Source organism: Acidiphilium sp. JA12-A1 (genome assembly GCF_000724705.2).
Lineage (GTDB): Bacteria > Pseudomonadota > Alphaproteobacteria > Acetobacterales > Acetobacteraceae > Acidiphilium > Acidiphilium multivorum.
In genome coordinates this window covers 1-19,081 of sequence record NZ_JFHO01000011.1, presented here as the reverse complement: position 1 = coordinate 19,081, position 19,081 = coordinate 1, and the positions used below count along the sequence as shown (strand labels likewise).

The 19,081-nt window shown below is 61.8% G+C and carries 18 protein-coding genes and 4 pseudogenes; 13 read left to right on the top strand and 9 right to left on the bottom strand.

Annotation, left to right across the window (positions count from 1 at the left end):
* Positions 1–565 (bottom strand): transposase (locus RT91_RS02475; protein ID WP_035185588.1); only part of this gene is annotated, 565 nt, incomplete at its 3' end.
* Between the two features lie 347 nt (positions 566–912).
* Here RT91_RS02475 and repA point away from each other — a divergent pair.
* From repA to repC, 3 genes are all read left to right on the top strand, one after another.
* Complete coding sequence (gene repA / locus RT91_RS02470; protein ID WP_011930434.1) at positions 913–2,145, top strand: plasmid partitioning protein RepA; 1,233 nt, start codon at positions 913–915, stop codon at positions 2,143–2,145.
* 2 nt (positions 2,146–2,147) lie between these two features.
* Positions 2,148–3,116: a plasmid partitioning protein RepB gene (gene repB, locus RT91_RS02465; protein WP_082468521.1), complete on the top strand. Its 969-nt coding sequence runs from the start codon at positions 2,148–2,150 to the stop codon at positions 3,114–3,116.
* Between the two features lie 187 nt (positions 3,117–3,303).
* The gene (gene repC / locus RT91_RS02460) at positions 3,304–4,695 is read left to right on the top strand and encodes a plasmid replication protein RepC (RefSeq protein WP_035185586.1); all 1,392 of its coding nucleotides are present in this window, start codon (positions 3,304–3,306) and stop codon (positions 4,693–4,695) included.
* Positions 4,696–4,784: 89 nt separating this feature from the next.
* Here the strand turns inward: repC and RT91_RS02455 are convergent, their stop codons facing one another.
* The 4 genes from RT91_RS02455 to RT91_RS02435 all read right to left on the bottom strand — a co-directional run bounded on the left by RT91_RS02455 (position 4,785) and on the right by RT91_RS02435 (position 10,623).
* The gene (locus RT91_RS02455; RefSeq protein ID WP_035185584.1) at positions 4,785–6,980 is read right to left on the bottom strand and encodes an ATP-dependent RecD-like DNA helicase; all 2,196 of its coding nucleotides are present in this window, start codon (positions 6,978–6,980) and stop codon (positions 4,785–4,787) included.
* 277 nt (positions 6,981–7,257) lie between these two features.
* Positions 7,258–7,524, bottom strand: a complete 267-nt coding sequence (locus RT91_RS02450; RefSeq protein WP_035185582.1) for a WGR domain-containing protein — start codon at positions 7,522–7,524, stop codon at positions 7,258–7,260.
* A gap of 738 nt (positions 7,525–8,262) precedes the next feature.
* The gene (locus tag RT91_RS02440) at positions 8,263–9,285 is read right to left on the bottom strand and encodes an IS110 family transposase (RefSeq protein ID WP_035185595.1); all 1,023 of its coding nucleotides are present in this window, start codon (positions 9,283–9,285) and stop codon (positions 8,263–8,265) included.
* Between the two features lie 129 nt (positions 9,286–9,414).
* Entirely contained in the window at positions 9,415–10,623 is a 1,209-nt protein-coding gene (locus tag RT91_RS02435) for an IS256 family transposase (RefSeq protein ID WP_011930484.1), read from the bottom strand.
* 128 nt (positions 10,624–10,751) lie between these two features.
* On the opposite strand from RT91_RS02435, the gene RT91_RS02430 reads away from it, so the two are divergent.
* Together RT91_RS02430 and RT91_RS22455 are read left to right on the top strand one after the other, a co-directional pair.
* On the top strand, positions 10,752–10,985 hold the full coding sequence (locus tag RT91_RS02430; RefSeq protein ID WP_035185575.1) for a DUF1778 domain-containing protein: 234 nt from the start codon (positions 10,752–10,754) through the stop codon (positions 10,983–10,985).
* Positions 10,986–10,990: 5 nt separating this feature from the next.
* A complete protein-coding gene (locus RT91_RS22455; RefSeq protein WP_082468522.1) occupies positions 10,991–11,467 on the top strand; it encodes a GNAT family N-acetyltransferase in 477 nt (158 codons plus the stop codon).
* 10 nt (positions 11,468–11,477) lie between these two features.
* Here RT91_RS22455 and istB read toward each other — a convergent pair whose 3' ends face one another.
* Together istB and istA are read right to left on the bottom strand one after the other, a co-directional pair.
* Positions 11,478–12,206 carry an IS21-like element helper ATPase IstB gene (gene istB / locus RT91_RS02425; RefSeq protein WP_035185573.1) on the bottom strand — a complete coding sequence of 243 codons (729 nt, stop codon included), beginning with the start codon at positions 12,204–12,206 and terminating at the stop codon, positions 11,478–11,480.
* Positions 12,139–13,302 (bottom strand): annotated as a pseudogene (gene istA / locus RT91_RS02420) (IS21 family transposase); the annotation flags it as partial. The pseudogene istA and the gene istB, both read right to left, overlap by 68 nt.
* A gap of 74 nt (positions 13,303–13,376) precedes the next feature.
* On the opposite strand from istA, the gene RT91_RS02415 reads away from it, so the two are divergent.
* Positions 13,377–14,543 carry an IS110 family transposase gene (locus RT91_RS02415; protein WP_035185572.1) on the top strand — a complete coding sequence of 389 codons (1,167 nt, stop codon included), beginning with the start codon at positions 13,377–13,379 and terminating at the stop codon, positions 14,541–14,543.
* 287 nt (positions 14,544–14,830) lie between these two features.
* Here the strand turns inward: RT91_RS02415 and RT91_RS21275 are convergent.
* Positions 14,831–15,256, bottom strand: a pseudogene (locus RT91_RS21275) (helix-turn-helix domain-containing protein); the annotation flags it as partial.
* A gap of 111 nt (positions 15,257–15,367) precedes the next feature.
* On the opposite strand from RT91_RS21275, the pseudogene RT91_RS22915 reads away from it, so the two are divergent.
* From RT91_RS22915 to RT91_RS20170, 7 genes and pseudogenes are all read left to right on the top strand, one after another.
* A pseudogene (locus tag RT91_RS22915) lies at positions 15,368–15,532 on the top strand (N-acetyltransferase); the annotation flags it as partial.
* A 193-nt stretch (positions 15,533–15,725) separates the two neighbouring features.
* Complete coding sequence (locus RT91_RS02405; RefSeq protein WP_035185570.1) at positions 15,726–15,968, top strand: type II toxin-antitoxin system VapB family antitoxin; 243 nt, start codon at positions 15,726–15,728, stop codon at positions 15,966–15,968.
* Positions 15,965–16,375, top strand: a complete 411-nt coding sequence (locus RT91_RS02400) for a type II toxin-antitoxin system VapC family toxin (RefSeq protein WP_035185568.1) — start codon at positions 15,965–15,967, stop codon at positions 16,373–16,375. Before RT91_RS02405 ends, RT91_RS02400 begins: the two co-directional genes overlap by 4 nt.
* A gap of 101 nt (positions 16,376–16,476) precedes the next feature.
* On the top strand, positions 16,477–16,644 hold the full coding sequence (locus RT91_RS02395; protein ID WP_240314161.1) for a hypothetical protein: 168 nt from the start codon (positions 16,477–16,479) through the stop codon (positions 16,642–16,644).
* 23 nt (positions 16,645–16,667) lie between these two features.
* Positions 16,668–17,756, top strand: coding sequence for a Fic family protein (locus tag RT91_RS22450; protein WP_082468519.1), 1,089 nt, complete (start codon positions 16,668–16,670; stop codon positions 17,754–17,756).
* 17 nt (positions 17,757–17,773) lie between these two features.
* Complete coding sequence (locus tag RT91_RS02385) at positions 17,774–17,962, top strand: hypothetical protein (protein ID WP_035185565.1); 189 nt, start codon at positions 17,774–17,776, stop codon at positions 17,960–17,962.
* Positions 17,895–18,902, top strand: coding sequence for an ArdC family protein (locus RT91_RS20170; RefSeq protein WP_240314160.1), 1,008 nt, complete (start codon positions 17,895–17,897; stop codon positions 18,900–18,902). Before RT91_RS02385 ends, RT91_RS20170 begins: the two co-directional genes overlap by 68 nt.
* Here the strand turns inward: RT91_RS20170 and RT91_RS22445 are convergent.
* Positions 18,832–19,044 (bottom strand): annotated as a pseudogene (locus RT91_RS22445) (tyrosine-type recombinase/integrase); the annotation flags it as partial. The gene RT91_RS20170 and the pseudogene RT91_RS22445 overlap by 71 nt on opposite strands.
* Positions 19,045–19,081: the final 37 nt, after the last annotated feature.

Below are 19,081 nucleotides of genomic sequence, written 5' to 3'. Positions count from 1 at the left end.
CGAGGACGATGTGATGGAGGGGCTGCTCAAAGCGCAGTCCCGACAGCCAGCGCCGGTGCATCAACGTCCAGGCTTGACGACTGTAGTGTCGCCCATGACGCAGCAGGAAGCCGGACAGCTGCTGGCGCGCCTGCCGTAGTGCTCGCACCGCCATCAATCGAGTCCGGACCAGGTCACGGATCGCTTCATGCGCCGGATCCGGCACCCAGACCGCCGTCAATTCCCCCGCCCGATGCAGCCTGGCCAGGTTCACCGCATCCCGACGATCCGTCTTGATCCGTTCCCCCGGCTTGCGAGGGATCAGCGACGGCGCCACCACCACGCAGTCATGCCCGGCCGCCGTCAGCTGTCGCTGGATCCCGTAGCCACATGGACCCGCTTCATAGCAAAATCGCAGTTCCCCGCCCACGCGCTGCAACTTCGTCACCACCCTCGTCAGCGCCTCCGGGGTGTTCGCGATCCGGCCATACTCGCGCACGTCATCGCGGCCGCCAGATTCCGCCAGCGCGACCGTGATCGTCTCCTTGTGCACGTCCAGCCCGATAAAAGTGATATGCTTTCCCATGACCCGTCTCCTATGCATTGAGGCTCGGCACCGGACCTCCCGGCGCAACCCTCGGAAACCTGCATACTGCGAGACGGGTCACCCCAATCTCAGGCGAACATCTGGTCTAGCAGCGTTCGACGGAGATCCGAGTCGCAACGGCGCCGTTGCTAAGCTGAGCTTGCAAGGGGACGGGAAGTCGCAAGTGCTATTGGCACCGCGTTGATGCACTGAAAAAAGAACGCGCGCTATGTAGCAGAAAATGCCTGACCTTCTGCCACGAATGTTGCGAATCGGTCGGTTGTTTTCTCTTGCATTGTAAACACGAATCGGGCCATAGAGACGGAAATGCCCGTGAAAGTCGCGATATGCCGTCACCAAAGCAGAGAGCCGTGGACACGAGTTCAACCGATACAACGGTCGGTCGCACGATGTTGCATGACCTGATCGCCGGCGATGCCACAGGACTATCCGAAAAACTACAGGAGCACAGGCTAAAACTCTTTCCACCGAAAGCACAAAAGACGCTCCGCCGATTCACCTCCACCGAAACCGCCAAGATCGTAGGTGTCGCGGATAGTTACCTCCGGCAACTCTCGATCGAGCACAAGGGGCCGACACCCCAGACGACTGCACATGGACGGCGCTCGTACTCCTTTGCGGACATTCGAGCACTCCGGGAATTCCTCGACGAATCCGGGAAGGGTGACCGACGCTATCTTCCTCACCGAAGACCCGATCAGCACCTCCAGATCATCTGCGTCGCAAACTTCAAAGGTGGATCTGCGAAAACGACCACATCGGCAAATCTGGCTCAGTACCTTGCCCTAAGGGGCTATCGCGTCTTGGCCGTGGATCTCGACCCGCAGGCAAGTTTGACCGCACTACACGGTCTTCAACCCGAATTTGATTTGGGGCCAGACGAGACATTGTATGGCGCGATCAAATATGGCGAAGGGCGCCGGCGGACAGCCGAGGTTGTTAGAGAGACATACTTCCCGGGCCTCGATCTCATACCGGGCAACATTGAGCTTATGGAGTTCGAACACGAAAGCCCCATCGCAATGGCTGAAAAGAGAGCAGGGGCGACGATGTTCTTCTCACGTGTCTCGCAAGCCCTTGCAGAGGTTGCGGACCGATACGACGTCGTTATTCTCGATTGTCCGCCGCAACTCGGATTTCTGACGCTCTCGGCGCTGTGTGCCTCAACGGCGCTACTGGTGACAGTTCATCCGGAGATGCTGGACATCATGTCGATGTGCCAGTTCCTCTTGATGACATCCGAACTACTTGGTGTCGTCGCTAAGGCAGGTGGCGACATGCAATACGATTGGATGCGCTATCTTGTGACACGATACGAGCCGACCGACGGGCCGCAGACGCAGATGGTGGCCTTTATGCGATCGCTCTTCGGCGAGCGTGTGCTGACGAATGCAATGGTTAAAAGCACGGCCATCTCTGACGCCTCGATTACAAAGCAAACGCTATACGAGGTTCCACGCGAGCAATTCACCCGGTCAACATACGATCGCGCACTCGAATCAATGAATCAGGTGAACGCGGAAATAGAGGCTCTGGTCGAAAAGGCATGGAGCAACTGAGAATGGGGCGCAAACACCTTCTTGAACACTTGATTTCTCCACCCGAGACCTTGCCCAGTGCTCCGCAAGCCATACGGAAGCCGATGCCGCGGGGGGTTGGTTTGGTCGGCGCAATGAGTGAATCGGTCGAGACGATGGTGGCCGATCTACGAGATGCCAAGGAAAAGCTCGAAACCGGAGATGTGATCGTAGAGATTGATACCGATCTCATCGACCCTTCATTCATCACCGATCGCATTGGTGAAGACGATGAAATGGACGCGTTCGTCGCGACCATTCGAGACCAAGGCCAGCGCACTCCGATTCTTCTCAGACCGCATCCGGAGAGCCGAGGGCGCTATCAAATTGCGTTTGGGCACCGCCGCTACCGCGCTCTTAAAAGGCTCGGGCGCCCGGTCAGGGCGATGGTGAAGCATCTCACCGACGAAGAACTAGTTGTTGCTCAAGGCCAGGAGAACCAAGACCGTCTCGATCTATCCTACATCGAGCGAGCATTATTCGCTGCGCGGCTCGAGGCTCGGCAGTTCCAGCGCGACGTGATCTGCCTCGCGCTTAGCATCGACAAGACCGAAGTGTCGAGAATGATCAGCATCGCTACCGCTCTGCCTGCCGAGTTGGTCGAGGCGATCGGGCCGGCACAAAAGACCGGACGTCGGAAATGGATGATCCTAGCCAAGACTGTCAAGGAAATCAGATGGCCGACGGAAATGGAACGCCTCCTCCAAGTTTGCAAATCTGGTGGTGCAGCGGACAGCGATCAGAGATTCGATCTTGTGCTGAAAGCTCTATCGCGGTGCAAATCAACCGCGCAAGCGGATGATCAGGGAGGAGGGCGGCCTAGCTTCACGGTAGACAAGAAGCCAGGTGTAATCCGCATCCGCTTCGATGAAACGAGCCTGCCAAAAGACATGGTGGAAGACCTCATGTCACGGGTGAGGCACGTATGCACCAGCTTTGGAGCAAAAACATGACCTAGTCAGTCAATAGAAAACCCGCCTTGCCGGGCGGGTTTCCCATTCAACTTCGCGGCGAGCGCGTAGCTATCGTCTTGCATACATAAGATAGTTCGATCGTCCCCGTTTGCCAAGCAAAAATTGCCGTTTTTGTTTGGAGAGGTGACGTGCGTCTGCCGCGATCCCAACTAGGAGAAGGATCACGATGGACACCGCTCAACGGGGGGAGAGGTTTGGCTTGGGCCATGCGCCAGGCCTCCGAAAACTCACCCCCAAGATGTTGGAAACGATAGAGGTCGCCGAGACCCATAGGTTCACCTCAGAAATGCTCCCCGGGCAGGTATTGGCTGCATTCAAAGCAGCTGCGCCGCACCTTGGGCTGCGCCCAAGCGTCGTACACGCCATCGACTGGCTCTTTCGGTTCACCGATGCCGTCGATTGGCAGCCGTCCTCCCGGCCGATCGTGTGGCCTTCCGCAATCATGCAGCAACAAGAGCTGGGTCTCGGTCCAAGCCAGGTTAAGAACCTCAATCGCCATTTGGTTGAGCTCGGTCTGGTCGTGATGAAGGACAGCCCCAACGGCAAGCGATATGGTCGGCGGGACTCCAAGGGACGCATCATCGAGGCTTACGGCTTCGATCTATCGCCGCTTGCCAGCCGCTTCACCGAGTTCCGGGCTGTGGCCGAGGAGGGGAGGGAGGAGCGCGCCCGTTTGCAGGCCCTGAAGCGCCGAGCGACGATTGCCAGAAACGGTATCCGACAGCTCCTGGACACTGCCGTCGAACAAGGGATCTCGGGAGAGGTGTGGGAAACGCATCGCGTCGCGTCGGCTGCGGCGTCACGTGGTATTGCCGGCAGGAATCGATCGATCGAAATGGAAATGGCGGTTGCAGGGCTTGAGCGGGTCCTGAGTGACATGCGTCGTTATCTGGAAGTCGTTCTTGACGCGAGGAGAACAAAGGCGGCGCAAGGATCAATCGAACCTGTGAATTTTGGCCCCAAGGGGTTAGAAAATTGGCCCCACATTACAACTACAAACCAACTTCAGAATCTGGAAGATACAGTATTTGCAGCGAGAAAAAGTAGTCGTTCGCCGGTTTTACCTGGTAAAGACCGGCCGTCTGAGGGGGCCGGAAATCATCTAAACTCGAGCGGAACAACGAACGAACAACAGCGACCTGGCAAAGTTCGAATGGATACCGGTTCCCTCCTCAAAATCACACCAATGGAGCTGATTAAGCTCGCACCACGGCTGAAAACATACCTTAACAATCAGACGCCGACCTGGCCCGAAATTGTGGACGCTGCAGACTGGCTTCGCGATGAAATGGGGATCTCCAAATTCATCTGGGGCGACGCCTGTCTGGTCATGGGCCGGGAGCAAGCCGCCATCGCCGTAGCCGTCGTCTCGGCAAAGCCACTGGACCATTTCCGCAGCACTCCGGGAGGTTACTTCCACGGCATGATCTCGAAGGCCAAAATCGGCGAACTGCATCTTGCTCGGACCATCTGGGGCATGCGCGGGGGCGGCGAGCGTCGCCCGAAATGCGGCCGCGACCACTTGCCTCCATCACCAGATCCACGATCGTACGTGTGATCGGCATCGCGTGTAGCTACAAGGTTCTGATCGATCACGACCATGCGAGACATTTCGGGCGGCCTCGTACCTTCGGGAGAAGATCCTGTCTACTGCCCCAGCCATTCCTTCAGCTTCGACCACCGGCGCCGCCCCGAGACATTCCGCACGGCAATGGCGACCGCCCGCCGGCTGCCGACCAGAACGACAAGTCGCCGGCCGCGCGTGATGCCGGTGTAGAGCAGGTTCCGCTGCAGCATCACGTAGTGCTGGGTCAGCACCGGAATGACGACGGCAGGGTATTCCGAGCCCTGCGACTTGTGGATCGTCGCCGCATAGGCCGGCACCAGCGCGTCCAGCTCGCCGAATCCGTAGACCACCTCCCGTCCATCGAAGCCGACGCCCACCTCACCAGCCTCCGCATCGACCCGGGTGATGAAGCCGATATCGCCGTTGTAGACCTCCCGGTCGTAGTCGTTCTCGATCTGCATGACCTTGTCGCCGGGAGCATAGGTCCAGCCGAACCTCTCGACCCGCGGCTCCGCCTCGCCGTTCAGCGCCGCCTGCAGGGTGATGTTGAGTGACCGCGCGCCGACCCCGCCCCGGGCCATCGGACAGAGCACCTGGATGTCGCGGATCGGATCCAGTCCAAACCGGTGCGGAATCCGCGTCTTCACCAGCTCCACTATGCGCTCGACCGCCGTCTCCGGCTCGTCGGCCGCCACGAAATGGAAATCGCTCTCGGGATCGGCCCGGCCGAGATCGGGGATCTCTCCTCGATTGACGCTATGCGCCACGGTGATAATCCGGCTCGCCGCGGCCTGGCGGAAGATCTCCGTCAGCCGCACCACCGGGACCGCGCCAGACCCGATCAGGTCCGCGAGCACCTGCCCCGGTCCCACCGAGGGAAGCTGGTCGACATCTCCCACCACCAGCAGCGCCGCCTCGTCGGGGATCGCCCTGGTCAGCGCATGCATCAACGGCACGTCCACCATCGAGGTCTCGTCGATCACCAGCAGGTCGCATTCCAGCGGATGGTCGACGCCGCGGCGGAAACCGCCACTCGCAGGATCTACCTCGAGCAGGCGGTGGATCGTCTTCGCCTCGACCCCCGTCGTCTCGGCAAGGCGCTTGGCTGCCCGGCCGGTCGGCGCGGCGAGCAGAATGCGGACGGATTTCGCAGCGAGGATCCGCAGGATCGCCCGGACGATCGTTGTCTTGCCGACACCCGGTCCACCGGTGATCACCAACAGCTTCGCGGTCAGCGCCAGCCGCACCGCCTCACTCTGGCTCGTCGCCAGATTCATGCCGAGATGGCTTTCCACCCAGCCGATCGCCTTGTCGGCATCGATCGATGGCCAGGGCGTTGCACCGGAGGCAACAATCCGCAGCCGCTCGGCGATACCCTGCTCCGCCCGATACAAGCCGGCCAGGAACACACAGTCAGTCCCCGCCACCTGATCGGCGATCACCGTGCCCTCTGCCAGTTCGAGGTCGACTGCCGTCCCGATCAGCGGCGCCGGCACCTCGAGCAGCGCTTCGGCGAGCGAGACCAGTTCGCCAGCCGGCAGGCCACAATGGCCATCATCCATTGCCGTCGCCAGAGCATGTCCGATGCCGGCACGCACCCGGATCATCGCATCCCTGGCGATGCCGAGCTTCTCCGCGATCGCATCCGCTGTCCGGAAACCGATCCCCCTGATGTCCCGCGCCAGACGATACGGGTTCTCGCTCATCACCTGCACCGCGTCGGCGCCGTAGGTCTTGAAGATCCGCACGGCGCGGGCCGTGCTCACCCCATGGCTGTGCAGGAACACCATGATCTCCCGCACCACCTTCTGCTCGGCCCAGGCACCGACGATCCGCCCGGCCCGCACCGCGCCGATACCCGGCACCTCGCGCAGGCGCTCGGGCTTTGCCTCGATCACGTCGAACACCGTCTCGCCGAAGGCCCGGATCAGTTTCTTCGCATACACCGGGCCGATGCCGCGGATCATGCCAGAGGCCAGATAGCGCTCGATCCCCTCGGCCGTGGTCGGCGCCGATGTCCGCAGGAACCGCGCCCGGAATTGCTGGCCATGCACCCGGTCGTTCACCCATTCACCGCTCGCGGTCAGCCACTCACCAGCGCTGATCGTCGCGGCATGCCCGATGACTGTAACGAGATCACGGTGCCCCCGGGCTTTCACCCGCAACACGCAAAAGCCGTTCTCGGCATTGTGGAACGTCACCCGCTCAACCAGGCCCGCAAGGACCTCGCGATCGGGTGTCTGAGCAGGGGCTGTGTCTGCGGGGCGGCTCGCCATTAACGTATGGCACTTCGGCGGTGGCGTGGCGTCAAGTCCGCAGCCCTCGTCACCTCCAGGGCCTCGGACCCCGCCGATGTTTGGGACGCCCGGCGATGCCGCTACTGATCGAACGTAGCATTCAGATGGAAGGCACGCTGGCGGAGATCACGATATAAGTCGCGACGACACGAGGCCGCCGGGTGGTTTGCATCGCGCTCGGCTACAGAGGCCTGATCGATCGGAACTTGGCTCTTCGAATGCGCCTGAGCTTGGCTGTAGCAGAATTGTATCTTTGTCAGATCCACCCTGTGGATGGATAGTCCTGATAGCCGCGGCGACGTTTGGCGCGAGCCAGGCTGCGAAGGGCATCGATGGCGGTGCCGAGATCGGGGAGGGGATCAAACCGGGAGTGTGCGGAACGTCCGATCCGCCCCCACGTTCGTGCGAGGCCGACGGCACCGAACAGGTCTGTAACGATCTCGATCTGGTAGTAGCGCTTTTCGTTGTGTTCGGGTCGGACCCGGATGAGTCTGATTTGCTCTGGAAACAGAGCCAACTGCATCGATTTGAAATCCCTTTCTGTCGCACGACACGCGTCAGATGCTGAATATTGCAGATGGTCAGGTTGGAGCGAGGCGTGTCGGTATATCTGACTGGATCTGGTTGCCTCGATATTTTGCTGAGAGGAGTTCATAGCCGGCAAAGTCTAACAAAGAGGCTATGCCCGTGCCACCCAGATCCGTAGGCTCAAGAATGAAGCGTGATGTCGGGATGATTGATAGGGGGAGCGAGTAAGCCGAGGCGGCTGGTGCCCTAATGAGCCAGGTTTTTAAGAACCTTGCGCTCGCATAGTCATCCTGCGCCTCTCCTCATGAGATCGTTGGTGATGGTGTCGAGCTTTATGTATTGGATTTTGCGATACGGTGCGCTATATGGCAGGCAAGGAGATTAGCCATGGCCACAGTAGCTGAACGCAAGGAATACCCGATCTCGATGCGGTTGCCCGAGGCGGATGTTGCGATAGCGTCCGTCATGTGTGGATGCCCCCTGCGGGTCAAGGTGGATGAGCTGCGGTGGGTGGAGAGGACGGGTGCGGTCATGTGTCCGGCCTCTGATGCGGCCGGATTGGCCGCGGGCCCTGATGAGCTTCGCGGTGCGAGTGCCGGATCAATGTGACGCGCTCGACGGCGCATTGACGGACACGGTCTCTCTCGCAACCGATCTGCTGATCTCTCTCTCATCGCTGCTTTGCACCTCTCCCCCTGCCGACCGCGGCCGTCGGTCAGCTGCTGTCGGACCGCTATGCGGCCGTTGGAACCTTGTAGGTGCCGCCCTTTGTCAGAAGTGCCCAGGCGATCCGCGCCATCTTGTTGGCGAGTGCGACAGCGGCGACCTTGAACGGGCGTCGTGCGAGCAGGCGCGTCACCCAGTCTGCTGCCTCCGGCTTCTGCCGGGCGTAGCGCAATCTGGCGGTCGCGCCGAGCACGAGAAACGACCGTAGCGTCGAATTCCCTGCTCGCGAGATGCGCCCCAGCCGCTCCTTCCCACCGCTTGAATGGGATCGCGGCGTAAGGCCAAGCCAGGCGGCAAAGTGGCGGCCAGATTTAAATCCACAAGGATCCGGCACCAGGGCCTGGAGCGCGGTTGCCGTGATTGCCCCGATGCCGGGAATGGAGGCGAGCCGCCTGGCGGTCTCGTCTACCCGCGAGCGGCGGACCATGGCTGTTTCGAGCCTTTCGATCTGATCGTCCAGGTTCTTGATCTGCTCCGTCAGCATAAGCAGCGCCGCCCGGGCCACATCAGGCAACCGTGTATCGTCCACATCCTGCACGACAGCAGTGAGGTCGCTGATCCGCCACGTGCCTTTCGCGGTGACAATGCCAAATTCGGCCATATGTCCGCGCAGGGCGTTGATTGTCCTGGTGCGTTGCGCGACCAGCAACTGGCGGGCCTTCAACTCAGCGGCAGCGGCCTGCTGCCCGGCAGTCTTGGTTGGCACGAACCGCATCGTTGGCCGCGTCATGGCCTCGCAGATTGCCTCGGCGTCGGCAGCATCGGTCTTGCCGCGCTTGACATAGGGCTTGACGTAGGCCGGTGGCATGAGCCGAACCCGGTGTCCCAGCGCTTCCAGCAGGCGGCCCCAGTAGTGAGCACCGCCACACGCTTCCATGCCGATGGTAAGCGGTGGGAGGCGTCGGAAGAAGTCCTCGACGTTGTCGCGCCGAAGCTTCCGTCGCAGAACCACTTGCCCTGCCGCATCGACGCCATGCACCTGAAAAATATTCTTCGCCAGATCAAGACCGATCATCGTAACTTCATCCATGGATGCCTCCTCCTCTGAGTGGTCCTGGCCCATCACCAGGACACTTCATGGTACACTGATGCCGCTGAGCAGGGGGCATCCACCTCATCAATGTGGTGGAAATTCTGGTGTAGCTGAAGCGGCCAATGGTCACGCGGCGACGGTGGAAATTCGTGGTGTATCGGCATCGATGGCGGGTGCCATGAGTTCGACCATTCCCTCGATCTGCATATAGCGGTTCTGTGTCTGCCATTCGTCGTTGGCCTCGAGCAGCACGGCCCCGATCAGGCGGATGATCGAACCTTCATTGGGAAAGATGCCGACGACATCGGCGCGGCGCTTGACCTCCTTGTTCAGGCGTTCGAGCGGATTCGTCGAGTGAATTTTGGTTCGGTGCTGGGCGGGAAAGTCCATGTGCGCCAGCACGTCGGTTTCACTGTCGTCGATGAACGCGCCAAGTTTTGGCCATTTGCCCCGGAGCTGGTCGGCCACATGGCGCAGGGTCTGGCTGGCACTGACGCGATCCGGCTGGATAAACGCCTGACGCAACGCTGCAGACACCATGCTCTGCTGCCCCTTCGGCACATAGGACAAGGCGTTGCGCATCCAGTGAACGCGGCATCTTTGCCAGGATGCCCCCATCACCCGGCGGATCGCCGCCTTCAACCCTTCATGAGCATCGGAGATCACCAGTTTCACCTCACGCAACCCACGGCGGACCAAGCTCTTGAGAAAGGTCGACCAGAAGGTCTCCGCCTCGGACGGGCCGATGTGCAGGCCGACGATCTCGCGCCGACCGTCGGTGTTCACCGCCACTGCGATTATCGCCGCAACTGAGACGATCCGCCCACCTTCGCGCTGCTTGAGATAGGTCGCATCCAACCACAGATACGGCCACTCGCCGGCGAGTGGCCGGTCGAGGAAGGCGTTCACCCTCTCATCGATGTCCTTGCACAGTTTCGAGACCGTGCTCTTGCTGATCCCCGTCAGCCCCATGGCCTGCACCAGCTCGTCTACCCGCCGGGTCGAGACGCCGCCAATCCAGGCTTCCTGGATGACCGCGGCCAGCGCCTTCTCCGAGGTCCGGCGAGCTTCCAGGAACGGCGGGAAGTAGCTCCCCTGCCGCAGCTTCGGGATCCGAAGCTGCAAGCTGCCAAGCCGCGTGTCCAATGCGCGTTCCCGGTAGCCGTTGCGATAGGTCGCGCGCTCGCCGCTGCGCTCGTAGCGGCTGGCGCCGATCAGCCCATCCACATCCGTCTCCATCAGCAGTTGAACCACCGCCTCCGCAACGCTGCGCAGAAAATCGCCGTCCCCGGCTTTGGCCAGTAGCTCAGCCAGTGGTAATCTATCTTCGGTCATCGGGTTCTCCAGGCTTCAGGTTGAAGTCTCGCAACTCCACCATAGCCGACTGATCCGATGGCCACCTCAAACTACACCGTTACAGGGCCCAAAAGTCCACCACGACCCCGGACACTACCGATGTTGCAATGATCGATCGCGCTGCGAGCTTACGCGGGCGTTCGCGCACGGATTTCGTACGCGACGCCGCTGTGCGTGCGGCAGAAGAGGTTGTGATGGAGCAGGGCTTGATCCGGATGAGCGCGGAAGGCTTCGCCGAATTCATGGATGTGTTGGCGCGTCCCGCCGCTCCGGTGCCGGAGATGGTGGAAGTCCTGAAGCGACCCGCGCCGTGGGAGCCCGGTTACGTTGCCAAGCGGTGAGCTATTTGCCGCTGTCGGAGCCTGAACCACTTACCGCTGCTCACGATGTATCGGAGTTCTCCTGCGGGAAATCGCCGCTCGATCAATGGCTCAAATCGCGCGCGCTCTCCAACCAGCAGAAGGGCTTTACCGCCGTCGTCGTTGTGCATGAGGCTGGTCGTGTTGTTGGATATTACGGCCTTGCTCCCACCGCTATCGTGCCGACAGTTCTGCCCCGGTCGATCCGGACAGGGCAGCCACCCAATCCCGTTCCATGCATGTTACTCGGTCAACTGGCGATCGATACCAGGTGGGTGGGGTTGGGCATCGGCACTGGCCTTGTGAAGCACGTCCTTCAGCGCTGCGTTCAGGCGGCTTCGCTTGTCAATCGGCGCGCAAAACTGACCCCCGATCGGCGTCCAAAATTGACCCCCCTGGTGTCGGCGAGATCAGGGCCTGAGCCGACGGAACTGGTCAGGTTGTGGAGGCGGGTCAGGCCCTGATCGGGGGGGCTCAGGCGCGGTTTTTGAAGCGCCAGGAGTCGTTGCCGGTCTCGATGATTTCGCAGTGGTGGGTGAGCCGGTCGAGGAGCGCTGTGGTCATCTTGGCGTCGCCGAAGACCGAGGGCCATTCGCCGAAGGCGAGGTTGGTGGTGACGATGATCGAGGTGCGCTCGTAGAGACGGCTGATGAGGTGGAAGAGGAGCTGCCCGCCGGCCTGCGCGAAGGGCAGATAGCCGAGCTCGTCGAGGATGACGAAGTCGAGCCGGTTGAGGTAGTCCGCGAGGCGGCCCGGCTTGCCGCTGCGGGTCTCGGCCTCGAGCCGGTTGACCAGGTCGACGACATTGAAGAACCGGCCACGGGTGCCGGCCCGGATGAGCGCCCGGGCGATGCCGATGGCCAGGTGCGACTTGCCGGTTCCGGTGCCGCCGATCAGCACGACGTTGCGCTGGTCGGCAATGAAGCCGCCGGACGCGAGTTCCCGGACGAGCCCCTCGTTGATCGGGGTGTCGGCGAAGTCGAAGTCGTCGATGTCCTTGGCCAGCGGCAGCTTGGCGACGGTGAGCTGGTAGCGGATAGAGCGGGCCTGCTTCTCGGCGATCTCGGACTGCAGCAGGTCGCCGACGATGCGCGGCGGCTCGTGCTGGCGCTTGATGCCGTTGCCCATGACCTCGTCATAGGCGCTGCGCATCCCGTAGAGCTTGAGTGTGCTCATCAGGTCGAGGATTTGGGTGCGGTCCATTCCGGCTTGTCCTCCTCAGGCTGTCGTAGCGTGCGCAGTCGGCCACTGGCTCGTGGGTCAGCTGCAGCGCGGTGGGGGTGAGCAGGGTCGGCGCGGGCGCCGGATCGCGGCGACGCGCCAGGATGTTGATGACGACCGGGGCGGAATGGACGCCGTGATCGAGAGCCTCGCGGCAGGCGGCCTCGACGGCGGCCAACCCGTCGGCGGCAACGCAGGTGAGGATCTGCACCATCTGCCGGTCGCCATCATCGGCGCTCCTCAGCTTGCGCTGGATGGAGGCCATCGCCGGCGGCAGCACCCAGTCCCGGAACGGCGCCCCGTTGCGCAGCGCCCCCGGCTTGCGCGCAAGCACAGGCACATAGTGCCAGGGGTCATAGATGGTCTGCCCGCGCCCGAAGGCCCTGGCATGTTCGCCGACGACCGCGCCGTTCTGACGGATCACGATCCGTTCGGCATAGGCATGCACCTCGACCGGACGCCCGACCGCCGTCGAGACCACCGAGTATTTGTTGTTGTCGAAGCGCACCGTGCAGGTCTTCGACACCGAGGCCGGCACACTGTGGAACCCGTCGAAGGGGCCGGCATAGGGCACGAGGTGGGGTCGTTCCGCCTCGAACATCTCCCAGATTGTTCGCTCGCTCTCCTCGGGATGGCGATGCGCCTTGGCATAGGCCACGCATTTGTCGAGCAGCCAGGCGTTCAGTTCGTCGAGGCTCTTCACCCGCAGCCGGGGGGTGAAGAACCGCTCCCGCACCAGGCCGACCTGGTTCTCGACCTGTCCCTTCTCCCAGCCCGACGCCGGCGTGCAAGCCACTGGCTGGACGAGATAGTGGCTGCACATCTGCAGGAAGCGGCGGTTGTAGAGCCGCTCCTTGCCCGTGAAGATCGCCTCCACCGCCGTCTTCATGTTGTCGTAGATGCCCCGCGTGCAGGCACCCCGGAAGAAGGCGAAGGCGCGGTCGTGGGCGTCGAACACCATCTCCTGGCTCTCGCGCATGTAGGCCCGGGCGAACATCATCCTGCTGTGGCAGAGCCGGACATGGGCCACCTTCACCGTGACCGTCACCCCGCCGATCAGCACGACCTCGTGGCTCCAGATCCCATGGGGAGTGGATAGCAACCGACGCTCTGGCAGAGTGGGGTTGCGAGCACGCACTCAGGAGACGAACCATGCAGTCCATCACTGAACGACATGAAGAGCCGACCGCTATCCGAACCGACCTTGGCGCAATTTTTGTCTCATTGGAACTCAGCCGTTCCGTTTGGCTTATTACGTCGATTTCGCCTGGGGGCGGGGAGAAGATGTCAAAGCACGACGTACGTGCCGGGGACGTCGCCGCATTGCTGGCGCGCTTCGCGGAACTCAGGAAGAGGGCTCTCGGGCGAACCGGGAAAATGGCGCCGATCATCGTCGTGCAGGAAGCAGGTCTGGACGGCTTTTGGATTCACCGCGTGTTGCAGGCCGAAGGAATTGAAAGTCACGTCGTTGATCCCGCCTCAGTTGCAACATCGCGCCGCCGTCGCCGGGCAAAGACCGACAAGATCGATGGCGAGGCGCTGGTTCGTACTCTGTTAGCCTATAAACGAGGCGAACCTCGCGTATGCGCAATGGTCAGGGCGCCGACTCCCGACGAGGAGGATCGCCGCCGTCTATGCCGAGAGCGGAAAGTCTTGACCAATGAACGTGTCCTGCACGTCAACCGGATCAAGGGATTGCTATTCGCCCAAGGTGTGTCCGGGTACGAGCCGCTGCGCCGGGATCGCCGGCAGCGGCTCGACGAACTCAGCACGGGCGATGGCCGCCCCTTGCCGGTGCATCTCAAGCGTCAGATCGGCCGTGAGCTCGATCGGCTTGAACTTCTGCTCGAGCAGGTCAAGGCCGTCGATGGCGAACGGGACGCGTTGCTTGCTGAACAAGACGCCGCTACGCCTGCGCCCGCGGCCATGTTGCTGGGCATCAAAGGCATCGGGCCGGAGTTCGCCGCCATTCTCTGGTCCGAAGGACTTTTCAGACGCTTCGACAATCGACGCCAAATCGCTTCTTACGCGGGCCTCGCACCGACGCCTTGGCAGAGTGGATCAGTCGATCGCGAACAAGGCGTTTCCAAAGCAGGCAACTCGCGATTGCGAACAACTCTCATTCAACTCGCATGGCTATGGCTGCGCCATCAGCCGCAATCGGCGCTCGCCTTGTGGTTCAAAGAGCGGGTCATGCGCAATAGCGGTCGTTTGAAGAAGCCCACCATCGTCGCACTGGCGCGAAAGTTGTTGATCGCGCTGTGGAAATATGTCGCCTTCGGCGTCGTTATCGAAGGGGCGATCATGAAGGCCGCCTGACTGTCCCAGTCAATAAATCGTATTTTGTAATCTACCAGGAACGAGTCAATCCTGGCGGATCCAGGTGAACGAACCGAAGTTCGATTTGGCTTTCAATGCCGAGCTCCAGAATGGTCTCGTTCTCCTGAGCCATCGCCGCAACGCACGCGGGATATTGGTGCAGCCGTTCATTGCGGCGACCGTATGTGAGTTTGAACCGGCGCCGGAAGCGGGTCGGGTCCTGCAATTTGGCTCAGACCGTGGATACCGAACGAACGTACAGGGATTAGCGATAGACAATAGATCTTGACCCGAATAGCCCCATGTGAGTCGAACTGGTAGGCTTCGCCGGGGGCGTAGTAGAGCGGCACGTAGGCCTCGGCCGTCGACGCTCCGCGGTCCTTCGACCAACTCCGGGCGTAGCGCCGGACGGCGTCATAGCCGCCCTCATAACCGAGGGCGCGCAGCTCCTCGAAGATGCGGATCAGCGTCAGCCGCTCCCGCGATGGCTTGCCCTCGTTCGAGCTGAGAAGCTGTTCCAGCTGGCCCTGCCAGGGCCCGATCCGCGGCATCGGCTGGCGCTCGCGCTCGTAGCTGAAATCCGTCTCGTCCGACCGCAGGATCTTCCGCACCGTGTTGCGCGACACGTGCAGTTCCCGGACGATCTTCTTCACCGACCAGCCCTGGACGCGGAAGGCTCGTCGAACCCGCGCGATCGTATCCACCCGCTTCAACTCCCCCTCCGCCCGCTGCCTCGCAACGGACGGTCAGACGAACCATCAGGGGGGTCAATTTTGGACGCCGATCACCCCACCAACGGGGTCAAAATTGCACGCCGAAACACAGCTTCGCTTATTGGCGGTCGGGCCTTGATGGTCAACGCGGTAGATAAGGAAGCCGCCGAATTCTGGCAGCGGCGCGGCTTTGAGCAATCCAGGGACGATCCGTTGGTCCTGCTCCGCTCGATCAGCGATATCGCGGCGTCACTCGGTGTGGGGGGTGGGAACTAAAAGCCAAGTTCCTGGCATTCGGTCACATGGAAGCCGTTCGGCGGTGAAGATAGCACTGGCAATGGGAGGAGCCTCGCAATCCATTCCGTGACGTAGGCATAGGTCGAGTAGGCGAGATTCTGGTGGATATTCTTGCTCCGGGCTGAATATCGAGATATCTAAAAGGCAGATATTTGAATATCTTGAGGCCCCCATGCCCCTTTACATCCGCGATGACGCGACCGCCGAGCTTGTCGCCAAACTGGCGAAAGAGCGGGGTTTAACCAAACAGGATGCCGTGCGGCTTGCGGTGCAAGCCGAGCTTGACCGGATCCGCGAAGCCAAGCCCTTGCGCGAGCGCCTGCGTGAGTGGCGCGAAGCCAATCCGCTGCCGCCGCCCACAGGGTTGAAGGCAGACAAGGCATTTTTCGATGATCTGTCAGGGGAGGGGGAATGATCTTCATCGATTCCTCGGCCCTGATCGCGATGATCGCCGGCGAGGAGGATGCCGACATGCTGGCGGATCTTCTGGCGCAGGAACGCACCCGTCTGGTCTCGCCAGTGGCGATGTGGGAGGCCACAGCCGGGCTCTGCCGCCGCTTCGGGCTGTCGATGGACGGCGCCCGGCAAAAGGTGAAGAGCTTCATGAGTGCTCTCGGGATCGAGGTCATTTCTCTCGGTGAGCGCGAGTATGATCTGGCGATCCAGGCGTATGCCGATTTCGGGAAGGGGCGGCATCCGGCCGCCTTGAACATGGGTGACTGCTTTGCCTATGGCGCGGCAAAGTCATACCGGGCGGCGCTGCTGTTCAAAGGTGATGACTTTTCCAAGACAGACATCCGCAAAGCTGGACTGAATCGTTGAAATCTCTTGAATTTTACTGCGTTTTTCCTTAAATCCTAAGTTCGGTTGAGAAAGGTCGCGGCGCGATGGATCAGCTTGTTAGCAGGATTTCGGAAGCCGAGATGACGCGGCGCCGGCATGCGATCGAGCAGGCCCGTGCGGCGAATATCCGGCAGGGCTATGTTCATGATCCGGTGCTTGAGGCTGCGAACGAGCGGTTCATCCGGGGCGAGATCGATATGGCCGATCTGGATCGCTTGATGATCGCTGCGATCGAGGCCGGGCGCTAAGGCGCCCGGTTTGGCTTTCCGGCATGGCGGAAGATCGCGAGCCGCACGGCTACACCTATCCGAACACGTCAGACGATCCAGATCAGATTGATGTTCTACGCAACAGATTTGGCTTGCGAAGCCACGCGGCCCTGGCGCGGGCCGAATACCGCCTGACCAACAACCGCCTGGCAGACTTGGTACTCGGTGAAGGCCCGCGCGGTGCTTTCGATGCGGCGCACCTGAAGGCGATCCACCGATATCTGTTTTCCCAGGTCTATGAATGGGCCGGGCATACGCGCAATGAGCGGCCGATCGTGGACGGTGCGCCGGTGGAGCCTATTGGCGGCTTCTACAAGGGCGGCACCGCGTTCCTGCACGGATCGCGGATCGATATGGGGCTTGGGGAAGCCCTGCGGCCGCTCCGCGACCCGGACAGCCTGAAAGGCACCACACCAGCCGCATTTGCCGAGATCGCCGGCCGTGTGCTGGCGGACCTGAATTATGTGCATCCATTCAGAGAGGGGAATGGCCGCACACAGGAGGCGTTCATTGCGGCTCTGGGGCGCCATGCCGGGCATGAGGTCGATTTTGCCGTGATCACCAGGCCCCGCATGATTGAGGCATCACGGGAGTCCGTGGGGAACCCCGCGAGCCCAGCCTTGCGTCATCTTGTCGCCGATGCGGTTGATCCGGGGCGACGGCACGCATTGCGGGACGCCTTCACCCATCTTCGGTCGTTGGGTGAGAACCCGCATTTGCACGATGTCAGGACAGCGACGATCGGGGAAACCGTGACGGGCGGACTGTTCGGGCAGGGGGCGGATGCGGTGAGCCTGGTCACGCGGGATGGCATTGTTGCGTTGCCCAAGGCCGACATCTCACAGGCGCAGCTTGTCAGCGACGACGAAATCACCGTCACTGTCCGGTCTGGCTTTCCAGCGCGTCCAGAAGCGCGCAGCGCCAGCCGGGCGGCCGAGGCCGCCCCGAGCGACCAGGCGCGAGCCTATTGGCAGCGCGCAGCCGAGAGCGGCGCCGCGATCCGGCAAACCGAGCGCCAGGCACGCGCCGGGGAAGGGCAGGGGGCCGAGGATGGGCCGGCCTCTCGCGCCGGACAATACAGAGCACGTTGAGAAGGAGGAGGAGAGCGATGGACCCGAAGAAACCAATCATTTCCCGCGATCTGGCCGATTTGATGCGGCCGGGCTTCGTGGTCGAGATCGATCCGGCCGATGTCGATCAGCTGGGGCTGGTCGAGGAAACCGCACTCGATGAAGCCGATGCCTGGGAGTCCAATGCGGACGTGGAGAACACGAACGAGGCGACCGATGGCCGGTGATTATGCCCAGACGGTTGCCGCCTCGATCGTCAAACAGTTGGAGGATGGCACCGCGCCCTGGGTGAAGCCGTGGGAGCCCAGCGGCCTCCGGTTCATTCCCTACAACGCGACCACCGGCAAGGATTACCAGGGCGGCAATGCAATTTGGCTGATGGCGGTGGCCGAGATGAAGGGTTACAGCGATCCGCGCTGGACCACCTACAAGCAGGCCCAGAGCCTCGATGCCCAGGTAATGAAAGGCGAAAAGGGCACGCTGATCCAGTATTTCAAGAAGTTTGACCGGGTGCCGGTGAAGGACGAGCAAGGCCGGCCGGTGAAGGATGCCGAGGGCAACCAGATTTATCGCAGCGTCGAGCTGGAACGCCCGCGCGTGTTTTCGGCCGTGGTGTTCAATGCCGAGCAGATCGCCGGCATGCCGAAGATCGAGGCCCGGCCCGCTTTGGCGGAGTGGGAACGGCACGCGGCGGCCGAACAGATCATGACCCATTCCGGGGTGCCAATCATCTACCGGCCCGGCGACCGGGCCTTTTACACCGTGGCGCAAGATCGGGTCACGATGCCGGAGCGCGACCAATTCAAGGCGGCGGATCGGTTTTACAGCACGGCGCTGCATGAGCTGGGGCATAATGCCGCGATCCGGATTATGCCGCATGGCCTCCGCTGGAGGCCGGATAGCCCGGCATTGGCCATGCGGCTGTTCGGCATAATCAGAGCCCTTCCAGGAACGCGAGGAGTTGATCGTCGGGCCGGAACCGGCCCGACGGCGTGGCTGGAGCGGCGACGCGAGCGAGCGCCTTTTCCTTCATCCGCATGTCGGCATGGATGTAGATTTGGGTGGTCTCGACGTTCTCGTGACCAAGCCAGAGCGCGATCACCGCAGGATCAACGCCGTGGTGGAGCAGGTCCATCGCCGTGCTGTGGCGCAGCGTATGTGGCGTGACCTGTTTCGTGCCGATGCTCGGGCACGCGCGCGACGCCGTGAGGCAGTGCTTGCGGACCAGATGCTCAAGAGCGTCACGGCTCAGCCGTTCGCCCCGGATCGACGGGAACAGCGGCTTGCCCTCATCTTTGTCGTTGCCGATCCACGTCGCCAGCAGCTTGGCTGTCTCGCGGCGAAGC